Origin of the sequence: Pedobacter lithocola (assembly GCF_042650845.1) — a bacterium.
In the GTDB taxonomy this organism is placed as follows: Bacteria; Bacteroidota; Bacteroidia; order Sphingobacteriales; family Sphingobacteriaceae; genus Pedobacter; species Pedobacter lithocola.
Genome location: NZ_JBHSBW010000007.1, coordinates 135,252 through 151,872 on the forward strand (window position 1 = coordinate 135,252; position 16,621 = coordinate 151,872).

Here is a 16,621-nt window from a genome sequence, read left to right on the forward strand (position 1 = left end):
CTGATTCGCTAAAATTATTTGAAAAGCAAATGCAGTAATTCTTCGGTTCCGATAGTCCCGCTATCGTTCCAATCTTTTTGTCTATGCAATGCTTAGCTTGTCGAAACAATGCAACAAAAAGTATTTCCACTTTATCGGGTTTATCGAACATAAGTCTGTACAAGAAAATTAATAGCATAAAAATGGAGCATCTGTTTCCAAATGCTCCGTTTAAAAAAATGTTTAGATGATTTATCTATAATCCACCTTTTCTATTCGATTTTGTTTGAACTGGCCAAGTAACTTGTTTGCCTGTACGTTCGTTAATTGGTAAATCTGTTGCTTTCTCTGTCGATGTTTTTTCAGGGTCTTCACAAGCCATGTAAACCATAATCGCTGCTAAAATTACATTGCTTCGTATTTCATCAAAAACTAATTTATCATAACTATCGCGGTTGGTATGCCATGTGTAAGTTCCATAATCCCAACTGGTAGAACTCAATGAGTACCCCAATGCTCCAGCCGCAACGAAAGATGCAAAATCAGAACCTCCTGCACCTGGCATTCCAGGAAAACTGGTTTTAATTTGATTTTTGATGGTATCTGGTACTGCAGCTAGCCAACGCGTAATGTAATCTTTGGATTTTGCAAATCCTTGTCCGCCAATGTTAACTACTCTACCGGTTCCATTATCCTGGTTAAATAAAGCCTGTAAGTTGCTAACAATTTCCGGGTGGTCTTCTACAAATGCTCTTGAACCATTCAAACCTTGCTCTTCACTTCCCCAATGGCCAACCAAAATTGTGCGTTTCGGGTTAGGATAAAATTTCTTTAAAATCCGCATGGCTTCCATCATTAAAATTGTACCAGAACCGTTATCTGTTGCCCCACTTGCAGCATCCCACGAATCAAAATGCGCAGAAAGCATTACATATTCTTTTGGCTTCTGTTTGCCTTTTATTTCTGCAATCGTATTAAAAGTGGGCACAACACCCAATTCTTTCGATTCTGATTCTATTTTTAGCATTGGCTTATTCCCATTTACTGCTAAACGATAAACCAAACCATAATCCTCAACCGATAAATCAACTGTAGGGATTTTAGTTGTATTTGCACCAAAAACTTTATCTACACCAAAACCTTGCGACCAATTATTGATAATGATACCAGCTGCTCCTGCGTTTTCAATAGCTAAAGCTAAATTTTTGGCATTTAAACCAGTTTTAGAAACCCCTGCAGCCCAAGCTTTTGCTGCATCTGCTTTTTCTTTCTTGTATTTATCGAATAAATCTTTTGTTGCAAATTCTTCCCAATTTTTTTCTGGTCGGCCAGAAATTTGATTCATTGAAATTAAAACTAGCTTTCCTTTAGCATTTGGCAACCATTTTTGAAAAGAAATGGAATCGGTAATTGCAGGTAAAACAATTGCCTCAGCGTTTATGGGCTTTCCATTGGTTGATGGACTCCAAGCCAATTGTGTGCCCTCTAATGTTCTTAATCTTGGACTAACCAAATCTATATGAGTTACGCCTCTTTCCCAGCCACGCCATTCGCCCCATTTTTCATTTTTAGCAGAGATTCCCCAATCGCTGTATTTTTTAACTGCCCAATCGTTTGCCTGTTTCATTTGCGGCGAACCAACCAATCGCGGACCAACAACATCGAGAAGTTCGTGAGCTAATTTTTCTAATTGTGAGTTTTCGTTTACCTCTTTAACGATATTATCGATTACTTTTTTGTCTTGCGCAAAAGCAAAAGACGAGGTAAATAGCAGTAAAGTTGGAAATAGTAATTTTTTATTCATTTCAGTTTGCTTAATTGATAGGCTAATTTAAGGAATAAGCTTTTGGTAGTAGTGATGTTAATGGAAATGTTGCAGATTGATCTATTTTCTTTCCGCCGGAATGGCTCTTTCTTTTTTCCTTATAAAAAAAGGGCGTTTTTTCGAGCTTATCTTCTACCAGATGCGTTTATGAAAGTTTGTGGTGTTGTTAAAGTTTGTTTAAAACATCCGCCATAAAAACATAGCTTATATTTTCGTGACTTCAGTGTTTCCGTGGCAAATCTTAGGAAAGCGTATTAGCACTATAGTTTTTGCGGTTGAATTCCCCTATTGAGGGGGTGTCAAAAGGGTGGGGTATTTTTTTTTTGCCAATCCCAAGAATCACAAAGCCTGTGTAATTTAAACCTGATTGAAGTGGAAAGCCCGCAATCCCGATTTTTCATCGGGAGCGGACTTGAAACAAAAAGCAGGGCTGAATTAACCGAAGCCAAATCGAATCCTGCTTTTCGTATTATATTTTTAACATTAATTAGTCGATTTGCACAAATTAACCAATGACTAATGAACTAATGACTATTTATCCAATGATTATGAGTCTACCTAATTATTCATCATTTTGATAAAAGCGCCTAATTTAGCTTTCATAGCTCTTCTATCCACGATAAAATCAAGGAAACCATGTTCTAAAACAAATTCTGATGTTTGGAAACCTTTAGGCAAATCCTTTTTAATAGTTTCTTTTATAACACGTGGACCTGCAAAACCAATTAAGGCGCCCGGTTCGGCAATATTAATATCGCCTAACATAGCGTAAGAAGCTGTTACACCGCCTGTTGTAGGGTCTGTTAATAAAGAAATGTAAGGTATTTTGGCCTGACTTAATAGAGCAAGTTTAGCTGATGTTTTAGCCATTTGCATTAGTGAAAATGCGGCTTCCATCATTCGTGCTCCACCAGATTTTGAAATCATTAAGAAAGGAATTTTATGTTTGATGCTGTAATCTATAGAGCGGGCAATTTTTTCACCAACTACCGAACCCATCGAACCGCCGATGAAAGCAAAATCCATACAGGCAATAACCAAATCCTGACCTTCTATTTTACCAACACCAGCACGAATTGCATCTTTCAAACCAGTTTTAGCCTGACTTTCGAGAATTCTTTCGGTGTATGGTTTATTATCGTTAAAATTTAATGGGTCGCCAGATGTTAAATTGGCGAAAAGTTCTTTAAAGTCGTTATTGTCGAATAAAACTTCGAAATATTCTTTAGAACCTACGCGAAGGTGATAATCGCAATAATGGCAAACGTATTTGTTTTCCTGAAGTTCGGTTTGATGAAGCGGTTTTTTGCAATTCGGACATTTATTCCATACGCCATCAGGTGCTTCTTTCTTCTCTTCAGTTTTGGTAATAATACCTTTATTCTCTCTCTTAAACCAAGCCATATTTTATTTTAAAGAATTGGATTGCAAAGAAACGAAAAATATAATCAAGTTTATAAATTAGCAGGAATCAAATTTCAATAATCAAACCTAGTAGGAGGGAATAACCAAAAATCAAACTGAAATTAAGAGTAAACCAAAAATCAAGTTTTAATTATCAAGCTACCATTGAGATTTGTAATGTTTGAAAATTGTTTATTGAAAATTGATAACTCACCTTAATTGTTTATTGCCTATTGAAATTGTTCATATTTGATTATTTAGCCCAAAGTGTTTCTTTTACACTAAGGATAATGTGTTTTTTACACTAAACACGCCCTAGTTGGTTGTAAGGCAAATAATTCTGTTGTTACAAAAGCTACATAATGTTAATTTTTTTTATAACTTCGGACTTAATAAAATTAACAAGAGATGAGTTTAAAAGGCTACAAAGGCGTAATTTACGGAGATGCCGTTCAAGAATTATTTGAACAGGCTAAAAAACATCAGTTTGCTTTACCTGCAGTAAACGTAACCGGTACAAACACGGTTAACGCGGTATTGGAAACTGCTAAGGCAGTAAATTCGCCTGTTATGATTCAATTATCTAATGGTGGTGCGCAGTTTTATGCTGGTAAAACTTTAGATAACGAGAAATTGCAAGCATGTATTTTAGGTGCAGTATCTGCAGCTAAACATGTACATTTATTGGCAGAGCATTATGGTGTTGCCGTGGTTTTACATACAGACCACGCCGCTAAAAAGTTATTGCCTTGGATTGATGGCCTTTTAGACCACGGCGAAAAATTCTTCGCTGAAACTGGAAAACCTTTGTTTTCATCTCACATGTTAGATTTATCAGAAGAATCGATAGAAGAAAACATGGAAATCTCTGCGAAGTATCTGGCTCGCATGGCAAAAATGAATATGACTATTGAAATCGAACTTGGTGTTACAGGTGGTGAAGAAGATGGTGTAGATAACAGCGATGTTGATAGCTCGAAGTTATATACTCAACCAAGTGAAGTTGCTTATGCTTATGAAGAATTAAGCAAAGTTTCTCCTCGCTTTACGGTTGCAGCAGCTTTTGGTAATGTTCATGGTGTTTATAAGCCAGGAAATGTAAAATTGCAACCAGTTATTCTTAAAAATTCTCAGGATTTTGTAAAAGAGAAATTTAGCTTAAGCGCTGAAAAACCAATCAACTTTGTTTTTCATGGTGGTTCCGGTTCATCGCAAGAAGAAATTAGAGAAGCAATTTCTTACGGTGCTATTAAAATGAACATTGATACAGATATGCAATGGGCATTTTGGGAGGGTATTTTAGAATATTATAAAAAGAACGAAGCTTATCTACAAGGTCAGATTGGTAACCCTGATGGAGATGATAAACCAAACAAAAAATATTACGACCCACGTGTATGGTTGCGTAAAGGCGAAGAAACTTTTGTTAAGCGTTTAACAAGTGCTTTCGAAGATTTAAATTGCATTAACGTTAACGATAAGCTATAATGTTTTTGGTTGATTCTGATGCTTGATTAATTATACAATCATTCAAAAATCATTCATCCAATAATTAAACAAAAGCGCCATTGGTTTAAAAACTTATGGCGCTTTTGTTTGTTTTATGGTATATTTAATCAAATAATTTGTGATGAAAAAATCCAAGAGTGATTCTAAAAAAAATAATTTTTTTGAGAGGTTTGCTAACGCTGCAACAAAATTCACCGGGAGTTCATTCGCTTTTATTGCTGCAGCAGCTATAGTATTAATCTGGGCAGTAACTGGTCCGTTGTTTAATTATTCTGAAACCTGGCAGCTTGTAATAAATACTGGTACCACAATCATTACCTTTTTAATGGTTTTTTTAATTCAAAAAGCGCAGAATAAGGATGGTAAGGCCATTCAATTAAAATTAAATGAGTTGATTGCAGCACAACAAGGTGCAAGTAACCGTATGGTTGATATAGAAGATTTAAGTGAGCGGGAATTAGATCAGTTGCATAAATTTTACGTTACGATTGCTACACTTGCCAAAAAAGAGGCCGATATTCATTGTTCACATTCAATTGATGTAGCAAAAGAGCTAAATGAAATGAAGTTGAAAACAAATAAAAATCTTAAACCACATAAATAATGAGTTTACTAGTTCAAAAAGTTAATCATCCCGAAGATTTAGATAAAGTATTTGCTATACGTAAAGTTGTATTTGTTGATGAACAAAATTGTCCGCCAGAACTGGAATGGGAACATGAGGATGAATCGACGCATTTTTTGGCCACACAAAACGGTAAACCTTGTGGCGCTTGTAGATGGAGAAAAACTGAAAATGGCTATAAATTAGAGCGTTTTGCGGTTTTAAAGGAATTTAGAGGACAGGGTGTAGGTAGAGCCTTAATTGCAGAAGCATTATCTGATTTACCACCTGATGCACATTATGTTTACTTAAACTCACAATTAAATGCAATGAGTTTATACGCAAAGTTTGGTTTTGTTGCAGAAGGCGAGCAATTTGAAGAGGCTGGAATACAGCATTTTAAAATGGTTAAAAAGATTTAGTATTGATGTTTGCCTTAAAACTTTAAATTATTTACAACTCTGCTAATTTTAATTTATCCCATAAAAATGGTTGTAAGTATTGCCAATATTCCCCTCCCAGAGATAGATTTACTGTGTGCGTCATGTTCGGCTGGGGAATTAAAGTACAAGTGTTACCTGAGTTAATGATAGCTTGCTGCGTTGGTATTGCGTTTTGCGTCCAAGTGTATCCATCTGCGCCAGAGTCATATTCTTTGGCATGAACCATTAATATCGGAGAATCATAGGAATTAAAATTTACAAGTCCGGGCTGGTTAGCAGGATCATTGTTAACAATGGAGGATCCCGTTGAAATAGAGCCGTTTGTTTTGCTTGAAATTCCTGGAAAATCATTACTTCCAAAATTTAAATCATATTCAGTTGCATTTAAAAGGGAAAGCACACCGCCGGCAGAACCCCCAAAAACCACAATTCTATTTGTATCAATAAAATATGTGTTAGCATTGGATTTTAAATATCTTATCCCATTTTGAATATCTTCTAAAGCACATTGAACAGCAAATAACCTTAGTTGTGGACTTTGATTGCCGCCTGATTTAGTTAGTCTGTAATTGAGTGATGCACAAATGTAACCCGCTTTTGAATATGTGTAAGCTTCAGCCTTCCATGCATCCTTATCTCCGCCGGAGAAGCCACCTCCATGTATCATAACTAACAAAGGTTGTTTTTTTGTACTATTGGCGTTTGGTGGAAGATAAACATCCATTATTAAGGATAGTTTACTAATATTTACTTCTGTTTGTTTAGTTTTTTCAGAGGTATATTGTAAGTTTTGAAAATTATTCCTTGTGCCAAAGCTTACTTCTTTAATTTGTATTTGAGATTCTTGATAAACGTTTGTTAAGTATAAACCATCAGGTGCTATCAGCTTGATATCATCATTTTTGCTACAACTTAATAAAGATATTGAAAGCAAGAGATATAATGCAAGAATCCTCATAACTGTGTAGTTTCACATTATGACGTTATAATTTGCTAAAAGTTTAAAAGCACATTTTAAGAAAGCTATTACTTTTACTAATATTTAAACAGAAATTGATTATTCGATTTTAGAAAAAGTAGTTTTAGAACTATAAAGAAACTTCATTTCAAAATGATACTAACTTCATCTAGTTTGATAAAAACGGTATAAATTGAAGATTAATTAAATATTCTTCCAGAGAAATTTAATGCCTCATTCCATTTATCCATGTTCAAATTTAGATTTTCCCCTTTAGAGGTTAAATATTCGAGTACATCTTCCGTAGCGATATTACCGGTTAAGTCATCAGCAGCCATTGGGCAACCGCCAAAACCTTTTAAAGCAGAATCTATTCTTTTTACGCCTGAGTTATAAGCAGCATCAATTTTCTCAAAACGTTCGGCAGGAGTGGAGTGTAAGTGTATTCCAATTTCGGTGTTGCTGAATTTTGTAATAAGTTTAGGTAGAATATCAGTGATGCTTTCTGGAGTTGAAACGCCAACCGTATCGGCAATAGAAATAATCTCAACACCTTTTGATACCAAAACATCAGCCCATTTTTCTACAATTTCATAGTTCCACACGTCACTGTAGGGGTTCCCAAAACCCATTGACAAGTACACAACAGCCTTTTTATTATTAAGGGCACAAAGCGAAAGCATTTCTTCAACAGTATTTAAAGATTGCTCTATGCTAGAATTGGTATTACGTTGCTGAAAGGTTTCAGAAATTGAAAAAGGAAATCCTAGATAACTAATCTCATTATGTTTAACAGCACCTTCAACACCCTTTAAATTGGCTACAATGGCCAAAAGCTTAGTAGATGAGCTGCTCAAATCTAAGTTCGCCAAAACTTCGCTCGTATCAGCCATTTGAGGAATGGCTTTAGGTGATACGAAACTCCCGAAATCCAAAGTGTCAAAACCAACCTGAAGTAAAAGATTTAAATATTCGGCCTTTAATGCTGTCGGAACGAATTCGTGCAAACCTTGCATGGCATCACGTGGGCATTCTACTAATTTAAACTGGTTTAGGCTCATATCGATTTGGTTTCAACTGCAAATTGCTCAAAGTTTTTCACAACGAAAAGATTAAAACAACTATTTAATGGTAAATGAACGATGGTTAATGGGAAATCGAAAGTGGTCAATTAACCATTAATAACTAATAATGGACAATGAATTAATGACAATGAACCAATAAACTAATAACCAATGAACCAATAAACTAGTGAACTTCCTTCGTTTCTTCTCTATAATCGATGCTTCGGTCTTTAGCAAATGTTCTGATAATCAGTCTTGTTCCCCTGTCGTAACTGAAATAACTCCAAAGCCAGTTTATAAAAACAATAATTTTATTTCTAAATCCAACTAATGTCATTAAGTGCACAAACATCCATGTAAACCATGCAAATATTCCCTGAAAATGAATCTTACCTATATCAACAACGGCTTTGTTCCTACCTACAGTCGCCATTGAACCCTTATCGAAATATTTAAATTTTTCAAGTGGTTTTTTTTCTACGATATTCATCAGGTTTTTTGCCAAGTGATGTCCTTGTTGTATGGCTGCTGGAGCAACGCCTGGATGTCCGTTTGGTGTTTCTTCATCAACAATAGCAGCAACATCGCCAATGGCATAAACATTCGGGTAACCAACAACTAAGTTCTGAGTATCTGTCTTCAATCTTCCGCCACGAACAACTTCCGCTTTATCTAAACCAGCTAAAACTTCTCCTTTTACTCCGGCACTCCAAATAACTGTAGAGCTTAAAATTGGCGACTTATCCTGTAAGGTTAACGTATGTCCATCGTAACCCAATACGCGGGTTTCATTCATAACATGAACGCCCATTTGCAATAAAAAATCTTTTGATTTCTGTTGAGCCTGTGGAGACATTGGGCCTAACAGCTCAGGAGAATTTTCAACAAGATATATGTTTACTTTTTTCAAATCCATTTCTGGATAATCATTAGGAATAACATGTTTTTTCAGCTCAGCAATTGCACCGGCTGTTTCGACACCTGTAGGTCCACCGCCAACAACAACAAAGTTTAATAGTGCGCTTTTTTTATCTTTATCTTTTTCTATGAGTGATTTTTCGAAGTTTTGTAAAATTAAGCTCCTTAAATCTAGGGCTTCTGGAATAGATTTCATTGGCATTGAATTGGCTTCAATTTCTTTATTGCCAAAAAAATTACTTGTAGAACCCGTTGCAATTACTAAATAATTATAACTAACTTTTCCAATATCAGTTAGCAAGCAGTTTTCTGAAGCAATAACTTCTTTAACTTTTGTAACCCTAAAAATTAGATTTTTTTGTCCTTTAAAAATTTTACGAAGCGGAAAAGCGATAGAATCTGCTTCCAATCCACCTGTAGCTACCTGATATAATAAAGGTTGAAAGGTATGGTAATTATGTTTATCTAACATAACTACTTGAAATGGCTTGTTTTTTAATCTTTTTGCTAATTCGATTCCACCAAACCCACCACCAACTATAACTACTCTCGGGTATTCACTTTTAGGAAGTTGTAAATCCATTTTTATCTGATTGTTTAATGCTAATGTAACAAAAAGATAGCCAAAAGGTTTAAGATTTGACATTCCGTAATAATCACTCCCTTATATAACTTTGGTATGACGATATGGGTTTTATGGAAGTTTTTAGCATAGGCTTAAGTGACTAAACCTGATGGAAACGAGCATGAAGCGCAGCGAAATAAAGTGTACAGCAGGACTGGTTTAACCCAAGAATTGCTGGTTTTGATTTTCAAAATATGTTTTAGAGCTATTACTTAAACCGTTTGGATGCAAATAGTAATTTTTCGCGGCAAAAAAAACGCCCCGATTAAATCGAGGCGTTCAAATATGTTCTATAAAAATCTTAGTTTTTCTTCTCTGCAGAACTTCCCAAATCGATTACGATAGGAGTAGAGATGCATAAAGATGAGTACGTACCAATAATACGACCAATTAATAATGCAAAGATAAATCCGCGGATACTATCGCCACCAAAGATGAAGATTACCAATAGCACGAAGAAGACAGTTAGTGATGTTAAAATGGTACGACTTAATGTGCTATTTAAAGCAAAGTTAATTAAGTTATTACGTGCTTCACCATGTAAATCTTCCTTGCCCGATTCTTTTAATTTCTCACGAATACGGTCGAACACAACAACAGTTTCTGTCATGGTGTAACCCATAACGGTTAAAATTGCTGCAATAAAATCTTGACCAATTTCTAATGAGAATGGCATAACACCATCTAAAATTGTGTAGAATGATAATACCATTAGCACATCATGGAACAATGCAATTACGGCACCTAAACCATATTGCCATTTTTTGAAACGTACTACGATATAAATAAACATGAACAAACATGATAATAACACCGCGTAAAAAGCACCATTTACAATATCGCTAGCGATAATTGGTGTTACTTTTTGCGAGCTTACGATTTCATATTTAGAACCTGCTAAACCTTTATTTAAAGCGTCTTCTACAACTTTATCCGTTTTTGGATTTTGATCTTCAATGTGGAAAGTGGTTGTAATTTTTACCTGACTATCTTCACCTGCAGTTTTCACTTCAGGTGTTTCGTTCCCAAAAACAGGATTTAATTTTACTTTTAAATCTTCAGTATTAACGGCTTTATCGAAATGAACCAAATAAGTTCTACCACCTTTAAAATCTACACCTAGGTTTAAACCATCGTTTTTAAAGTAGAATACAAAACCTAAAACAATTATTACGGTTGATATAACATAGTATATCTTACGGCGACCAACAAAGTTGAAAGCTACATTTTTGAAGGCATTACGAGTAAAGTTGTTATCAAAGTTGATTTCAATTTTACGGTTAAGCAATGAATCAAAAACAACTCTTGAGATTGCAACAGCTGCAAATAATGACGAAAGAATACCAATACATAAAGTAGTTGCAAAACCTTGAACTGGTCCGCTACCGAAGAACCAAAGAATTGCTCCTAAGATAAATAAAGTAACGTTTGAGTCGATAATTGAAGGCATTGCATGTTTAAAACCTTCTTTAATTGCAGTTGCAACATTCTTTCCTTGAGCAAGTTCTTCACGTATCCTTTCAAAAATTAGGATGTTCGCATCAACAGATAAACCAATTACCAAAACGATACCAGCAATACCAGGTAAAGTTAACACCGCTCCAAGTGAAACTAATATCCCCATAATGAAGAATAAGTTTAACAATAAAGCAAAGTTAGCTACCCAACCAGCACGGTGGTAATACAAAGCCATAAAGACTAAGATTACGATAAATGCAATAATGAAAGATATTAAACCATCGTGAATGGCTTGAGCTCCTAAAGTAGGACCAACGATATAGCTACCAGCAATACGAGCAGGAGCAGGCAATTTACCAGCCTTTAAAATGTTCGATAAATCTTTAGTATCTTCTTGTGTAAAGTTTCCTGAAATAGATGAAACACCATTTGGAATTTCGTTTTGAACGGTAGGAGCAGAGTAAACTGCATTATCTAAAACAATTGCAATAGATTTTTTATTTTGAGGATCGGCAGCGGCTTCAGCAGTAATTTTTTTCCATTTTGCAGCACCTTCGCTGGTCATGTACATGGTTACTTCAGGCTTACCTTTTTGGTCAAAGTCATTACGAGAATCACTAACAGCATCGCCACCCAAATCTGGTTTGCCATCAGCACTTGTAACTTTAATCGCGTAAAGTTCAAAAACTTTAGAGCCTTCCATAGGTTTAACGCCCCACATAAACTTCATTGTAGAAGGTATTGAAGCTGCAACTTCAGGCATTTTGAAATATGCATTTACTTTAGCGGTATCTTTTTGAGCAACCCAACCAACAATTGGTCCTGGGCGTAAAGCCGGCTGACCATTTTCTCCCTGATAAGTAGGAATACTTAAAATTGAAAATAATGGGTTCGATTTTGCTACAGCAGCTTTTGCCGCGGTAGAATCTTTTTTGCCTAAACCAGCTAACTTGCCACCTTTTGTAGTATCTATAGCAGCCTTTTCTAAACCTGCTAATTTTCCGCCTGTAGCCGGAGTAGCTTTTGTTGTATCGGCTGTTGCTGTAGTTGTAGTTTCTTTTAAAGTAGAAGCTAAGGTTTTATTGATGTTTTCTAATAAAGAAACCACTTCCTGCACTTCGTAAACTTGCCAGAATTGTAATTCGGCAGAACCTTGTAATAATTTAGAAACACGCTCTTTATCTTGCACACCCGGCATCTCAATCAAAATACGATTGCTGCCTTCTTGCTTTTGCATGTTTGGACTAACAACGCCAAAACCATCAATACGCGAACGTAAAATGATAAATGAACGGTCGATAGCGCTTGTTGCTTCTTTCTCTAAAAACGTTTGAACTTCGCCATTACTAGCGCTCGATTTTAATTGAGTTGCATTATCCTGGTTAGAAAAATAATCTGCAAGTTTTACACCTGGACTTAGTTTTTCAAACTCATTAACAAACAATTTGATGTAATCTTTACCACCTGCGTTTAATTGAACTTGTGCGTTTTGTAAAGCTTTGTTAAAATTAGCATCAGTTGTATTATCTGCTAACGATTTAACCAATTCTGCTAACGATATTTCCATCGTTACATTCATTCCACCTTTTAAATCTAAGCCTAAATTAATTTCTTTAGATTTAACAGACTGATAAGTAAAACCCAAAAGAGGATAAACTTTCTCGGTACTCATCGAATCTAAATAAGCCTTCTCTTTGGCTAAATCACCTTTCGCATAGTTTTTTGCGTCTTTTTCTACGCTGGATGCTACCAGAGTAAAAGAAAGTGCATACGCACAAACGATAGCTAATACTATCGCTATAAACTTAATAAAACCTTTTCCTTGCATTGTTTGTTTAAAATAATTTGTCTTTCGCTGTTTTTTAACAAGTCGGCAAATCTAATTAAATTTTTAAATTATAGAACCCCTTAATTGATAATTTATTAACATAAATTTTTACGGGGCAATAAAGCCACTTTTGTTACACAGAACTTATTGAAGCTTTTGATTTTGAAGCTGAAATTTATTTGGAAAGCAATTGCAGTAGCTTTTCGCTTTGGTTCGGTCCCGCTAAAGTTCCTGCCGATGAAAAATCGGCATCCACTAATATCGGGCTTAGGTGGCACGGATAGGATAACTATTTCTGGCTGAGAGCAATTATCACCGCTATTTAAAATTGCTTTCACTAATCATAGTTTCTTTTTGTCCTCCGTGAAAATCTCTTTTTCTCTGTGGTTAACAATGATTTATTTCCGTTTTAATACCTCAAAAGTATAATCATACTTGTTCTTTTCATCTGCTTTGTGAGGTTCAGAACTTATCGTTTCCCATTCATTTCTATCTATCGCAGGAAAAAAAGTATCTGCATCGAAAGTATGCTGGATAGTTGTTAAATAAAGTGTATCCGTTTTGGGTAGAGCCTGGCGATAAATTTCTGAACCGCCAACAATGAATACTGGTTTTTCTTCACTTTTGGTTATTTCCAAAGCTTCATCTAAGCTATTTACTACTTCTACGCCATCAATCTGCAATGATGTATCCCTAGTGATTACAATATTTCTACGGTTTGGCAAAGGTTTGCCAACAGAATCAAATGTCTTACGCCCCATAATAACGGTATGGCCAGAAGTAGTTTGTTTGAAAAACTTTAAATCAGCAGGCATATGCCATAAAAGCTTGTTGTTTTTGCCAATTTCGCCATTCTCTCCTATGGCAACAGCTATAGAGATAGATTTTTGTTCATTAGTCATTAGTCATTCGTTAATTAGTCATTGGACATTAGTTCATTAGTTTGCAGGGATTTTAAACACAGTGCAAATTTAACTTGTAATTACTTCGGTTATTGTATTTCGGGCTTTTTTCCGATGTATTTTATATATGCATTCAATTTTAAGTGAATAGTTTGCAAGTCCAAATAAGTGCCTGATAAATCTCGTCTGAGATGAGTTTTCGATTTTTTGATTTCCTTAAAAAAGATTTCACCTCTAAAGTTGAGCCTCGGCTGTAATAACAAAAGTTCTTATTTTCTTAGAAATGATAGCGGCCATATCCCTCAGCAATATTTGCGCTAATTGAATTGGCAGCTCTGCATAATTGTTTTCCGATGGTATCTTTCGAAAAATAATCCCAAGTAATTACAATGTTCCATATCTTATCTCAAATTACTTCAGAAAGATTATAAACTTCTAAGTCTTCTAATTTATAATTCATGTTTTTATTTTTTAAAATGAATTATAAGGATGATTTTTCTTAAGTTTTATTAGACATCCAAACAAATGACTAATGTACTAATGAACTACACCGCCACCACACCTTTAATGTGCGGATGCGCTTCGTAATTCTCTAATGTAAAATCCTCAAACTTAAAATCAAAGATGCTTTTCACTTCAGGATTGATTTTCATTGTAGGCAGTGGTTTTGGTTCTCTGCTTAACTGTAGATGCGCTTGCTCGATGTGGTTGTTATATAAATGTGCATCGCCTAAAGTATGTACAAAATCTCCTGCTTGTAAGTCACAAACCTGGGCAACCATCATCGTTAATAAAGCATACGATGCAATATTAAAAGGTACGCCTAAGAAAATATCAGCACTGCGTTGATATAACTGGCAACTTAATTTTCCATCAGCAACATAAAATTGAAAGAAAGCATGGCAAGGTGGTAAAGCCATATTTTCAATTTCAGCAACATTCCAGGCAGAAACAATAATTCTACGCGAATCTGGATTATTTTTTATGGTATTTATGATGTTGGTAATCTGGTCAATATGTTTGCCATCAGGTGTTGGCCAACTTCTCCATTGAGAACCATAAACAGGTCCTAAATCTCCATTTTCATCTGCCCATTCATCCCAAATACGAACGCCATTATCCTTTAAATATTTAATGTTGGTATCGCCAGTTAAAAACCAAATTAATTCATGAATGATAGATTTTAAATGCAGTTTCTTTGTTGTAACCATCGGGAAGCCTTCCTGCAAATTAAATCGCATTTGGTGACCAAAAACACTAATGGTTCCGGTGCCGGTACGGTCATGTTTTTGTGAGCCATTATCCAGCACATGCTGCATTAAATCTAAATATTGTTTCATATATCCCTAATCCCGATTAATCGGAACTTCCAAAATCTTAAGTAAATAATTAAATACAAATATCTAAAATTTATCATTTGTTGATGCGCATTTTTATGCACACTTACCATTTACTAACATTGAAATGATTTTAGGCGTAACGGTTTTAAAAACTTCGATAGTTGTACAAATTCGCGGTTTAGCCCTGGGTGCAGCGATTACCCTGCAGCGAGGAGGCACGACGAAGCGAAGCGTAAAAGCGAAATACAGGAACAAACTTAAATAGATTTACAGGTTATGCGCTTCAAATTCGGTTTGAGAAAGTAGAAAGAAACATAAATCACTGAGAACACTTTTGTATGTTTGCGCTAAGTTGAAACGGTAGAAAGAAAATCTTGATACTCGATACTAAATACTTGATACTAAAATGCTTTCTTTTCCAAACGCAAAAATAAATCTGGGTTTAAATATCACCGAAAAAAGGGCGGATGGCTATCATAACCTCGAAACTGTTTTTTATCCAATAAATATAAAAGACGCTGTAGAAATTACAGATGCCGAACATACTTCCTGCAAAATTCACGGTATTGATATCCCTGGCGATGCAGAAGATAATCTTTGTATAAAGGCTTATCACCTCATCAAAGCTGATTTTGATATTCCTGCTCAAGAAATAAATCTTTTAAAAAACATTCCGGTAGGTGCAGGTTTAGGCGGTGGTTCTGCAGATTGTGCTTTTGTAATTAAACTGATTAATGAGAAATTCAATTTGGGTTTATCGGTAGAAAAAATGGAAAATTATGCTCGTCAGCTAGGTGCAGATTGTGCTTTTTTTATCGAAAACAAGCCAGTTTATGCTTTCAATAAAGGTGATGAGTTCGAACAATGCGAAATTGATTTGTCAGCCTGGTTTAAAATTTTGGTAAAACCGCCTGTACATGTTAGCACAGCTGATGCATACGCTTTGGTAAAACCCCAAAAGCCTTTGCAATCGTTAAAAGAAATCATACATTTGTCGCCAACAACATGGAAAAATAAGGTTATCAACGATTTCGAAATTTCGGTTTTCGCAAAATATCCCCAAATTCATCAAATAAAAGCCAGTTTATACGATGCAGGCGCAACATTCGCTTTAATGAGTGGTAGCGGTTCGTCGGTATTTGCAATTTTTAACGAACCTGTTAAACTGCCCGAATTGGAAAAAGATAATTTAGTTTATTATAATATTTAAAAAAGGAAGAAGGTTTAGGGTAGAAGGCTTAAGGTCCTGATACTCGATACTGATACTCTATACTAAGAGAATGAATATAAATCTGATCCGCAAGAGCGGAAAATTTAATTTTGAGGCAGTGAATGAAAGTGGCTATACTGTAGAATTGGATGCTAAAGCTGCTATTGGTGGCGAAGGTAAAGGTTTCAGACCAATGGAGATGCTTTTGGTAGGGCTTGGGGGTTGTAGTGGCATTGATATGGTTAATGTTTTAACGAAACAAAAAGAACCTTTAGATGATATTAAAATAGCCATTAATGCTACACGAAAAGACGAAGAGATGCCGCCAATTTTCAATGAAATTGAAATTCATTTTGATTTATTTGGCGATTTAAGCAATGCAAAAGTAGAACGTGCTTTAGCCATGACTTTCGATAAATATTGCTCTGTTTCAAACATCTTAGGTCGCTCTGCAAAAATAAACTTTACTTACAAAATAAATAAGGTTTAGGGTAAATGGTTTAAGGCTTAAAGTCTGAAATCTCATATCACAAATCTTGATACTCAAATCTCGA

At 35.3% G+C, this 16,621-nt stretch carries 14 protein-coding genes; 5 read left to right on the plus strand and 9 right to left on the minus strand.

What is annotated here, in order from left to right; genetic code table 11:
- Positions 1-235: 235 nt before the first annotated feature.
- Together ACFOWA_RS03035 and accD are read right to left on the minus strand one after the other, a co-directional pair.
- Positions 236-1,783, minus strand: coding sequence for a M20/M25/M40 family metallo-hydrolase (locus ACFOWA_RS03035; RefSeq protein WP_378981654.1), 1,548 nt, complete (start codon positions 1,781-1,783; stop codon positions 236-238).
- A gap of 579 nt (positions 1,784-2,362) precedes the next feature.
- Entirely contained in the window at positions 2,363-3,208 is an 846-nt protein-coding gene (gene accD, locus ACFOWA_RS03040) for an acetyl-CoA carboxylase, carboxyltransferase subunit beta (RefSeq protein ID WP_378981656.1), read from the minus strand.
- 408 nt (positions 3,209-3,616) lie between these two features.
- On the opposite strand from accD, the gene fbaA reads away from it, so the two are divergent.
- The 3 genes from fbaA (at position 3,617) to ACFOWA_RS03055 (ending at position 5,743) form a co-directional block, all read left to right on the plus strand.
- Positions 3,617-4,696, plus strand: coding sequence for a class II fructose-bisphosphate aldolase (gene fbaA / locus ACFOWA_RS03045; RefSeq protein WP_378981658.1), 1,080 nt, complete (start codon positions 3,617-3,619; stop codon positions 4,694-4,696).
- Between the two features lie 142 nt (positions 4,697-4,838).
- On the plus strand, positions 4,839-5,321 hold the full coding sequence (locus tag ACFOWA_RS03050) for a low affinity iron permease family protein (protein ID WP_378981660.1): 483 nt from the start codon (positions 4,839-4,841) through the stop codon (positions 5,319-5,321).
- Positions 5,321-5,743 (plus strand): GNAT family N-acetyltransferase, encoded by a 423-nt coding sequence (locus tag ACFOWA_RS03055; RefSeq protein ID WP_378981662.1) that lies wholly within the window; start codon positions 5,321-5,323, stop codon positions 5,741-5,743. The genes ACFOWA_RS03050 and ACFOWA_RS03055 overlap by 1 nt, the downstream gene beginning before the upstream one ends.
- Before the next feature lie 31 nt (positions 5,744-5,774).
- Here ACFOWA_RS03055 and ACFOWA_RS03060 read toward each other — a convergent pair whose 3' ends face one another.
- From ACFOWA_RS03060 to ACFOWA_RS03090, 7 genes are all read right to left on the minus strand, one after another.
- Entirely contained in the window at positions 5,775-6,722 is a 948-nt protein-coding gene (locus tag ACFOWA_RS03060) for a carboxylesterase family protein (RefSeq protein ID WP_378981664.1), read from the minus strand.
- A gap of 200 nt (positions 6,723-6,922) precedes the next feature.
- Positions 6,923-7,783, minus strand: coding sequence for a hydroxymethylglutaryl-CoA lyase (locus ACFOWA_RS03065; RefSeq protein ID WP_378981666.1), 861 nt, complete (start codon positions 7,781-7,783; stop codon positions 6,923-6,925).
- Between the two features lie 187 nt (positions 7,784-7,970).
- Entirely contained in the window at positions 7,971-9,287 is a 1,317-nt protein-coding gene (locus ACFOWA_RS03070) for an NAD(P)/FAD-dependent oxidoreductase (RefSeq protein ID WP_378984106.1), read from the minus strand.
- Between the two features lie 343 nt (positions 9,288-9,630).
- Positions 9,631-12,615: a protein translocase subunit SecDF gene (secDF, locus tag ACFOWA_RS03075; RefSeq protein ID WP_378981668.1), complete on the minus strand. Its 2,985-nt coding sequence runs from the start codon at positions 12,613-12,615 to the stop codon at positions 9,631-9,633.
- A 398-nt stretch (positions 12,616-13,013) separates the two neighbouring features.
- Complete coding sequence (locus ACFOWA_RS03080; RefSeq protein ID WP_378981670.1) at positions 13,014-13,517, minus strand: dihydrofolate reductase; 504 nt, start codon at positions 13,515-13,517, stop codon at positions 13,014-13,016.
- Positions 13,518-13,794: 277 nt separating this feature from the next.
- On the minus strand, positions 13,795-13,917 hold the full coding sequence (locus ACFOWA_RS03085; protein WP_378984109.1) for a four helix bundle protein: 123 nt from the start codon (positions 13,915-13,917) through the stop codon (positions 13,795-13,797).
- Between the two features lie 145 nt (positions 13,918-14,062).
- Complete coding sequence (locus ACFOWA_RS03090; protein WP_378981672.1) at positions 14,063-14,857, minus strand: thymidylate synthase; 795 nt, start codon at positions 14,855-14,857, stop codon at positions 14,063-14,065.
- A 406-nt stretch (positions 14,858-15,263) separates the two neighbouring features.
- Here ACFOWA_RS03090 and ispE point away from each other — a divergent pair, with 406 nt between their 5' ends.
- Together ispE and ACFOWA_RS03100 are read left to right on the plus strand one after the other, a co-directional pair.
- Entirely contained in the window at positions 15,264-16,067 is an 804-nt protein-coding gene (gene ispE / locus ACFOWA_RS03095; protein ID WP_378981674.1) for a 4-(cytidine 5'-diphospho)-2-C-methyl-D-erythritol kinase, read from the plus strand.
- Positions 16,068-16,137: 70 nt separating this feature from the next.
- Positions 16,138-16,557 carry an OsmC family protein gene (locus ACFOWA_RS03100; protein ID WP_378981676.1) on the plus strand — a complete coding sequence of 140 codons (420 nt, stop codon included), beginning with the start codon at positions 16,138-16,140 and terminating at the stop codon, positions 16,555-16,557.
- Positions 16,558-16,621: the final 64 nt, after the last annotated feature.

Coding starts and splice junctions, on each gene's coding strand:
- ACFOWA_RS03065 (WP_378981666.1), bottom strand. CDS start 7,783: ATGAGCCTAAACCAGTTTAAATTAGTAGAATGCCCACGTGATGCCATG.
- ACFOWA_RS03090 (WP_378981672.1), bottom strand. CDS start 14,857: ATGAAACAATATTTAGATTTAATGCAGCATGTGCTGGATAATGGCTCA.
- secDF (WP_378981668.1), bottom strand. CDS start 12,615: ATGCAAGGAAAAGGTTTTATTAAGTTTATAGCGATAGTATTAGCTATC.
- ACFOWA_RS03070 (WP_378984106.1), bottom strand. CDS start 9,287: ATGGATTTACAACTTCCTAAAAGTGAATACCCGAGAGTAGTTATAGTT.
- ACFOWA_RS03035 (WP_378981654.1), bottom strand. CDS start 1,783: ATGAATAAAAAATTACTATTTCCAACTTTACTGCTATTTACCTCGTCT.
- ACFOWA_RS03060 (WP_378981664.1), bottom strand. CDS start 6,722: ATGAGGATTCTTGCATTATATCTCTTGCTTTCAATATCTTTATTAAGT.
- ACFOWA_RS03055 (WP_378981662.1), top strand. CDS start 5,321: ATGAGTTTACTAGTTCAAAAAGTTAATCATCCCGAAGATTTAGATAAA.
- ACFOWA_RS03080 (WP_378981670.1), bottom strand. CDS start 13,517: ATGACTAATGAACAAAAATCTATCTCTATAGCTGTTGCCATAGGAGAG.
- ACFOWA_RS03050 (WP_378981660.1), top strand. CDS start 4,839: ATGAAAAAATCCAAGAGTGATTCTAAAAAAAATAATTTTTTTGAGAGG.
- ACFOWA_RS03100 (WP_378981676.1), top strand. CDS start 16,138: ATGAATATAAATCTGATCCGCAAGAGCGGAAAATTTAATTTTGAGGCA.
- fbaA (WP_378981658.1), top strand. CDS start 3,617: ATGAGTTTAAAAGGCTACAAAGGCGTAATTTACGGAGATGCCGTTCAA.
- ispE (WP_378981674.1), top strand. CDS start 15,264: ATGCTTTCTTTTCCAAACGCAAAAATAAATCTGGGTTTAAATATCACC.
- accD (WP_378981656.1), bottom strand. CDS start 3,208: ATGGCTTGGTTTAAGAGAGAGAATAAAGGTATTATTACCAAAACTGAA.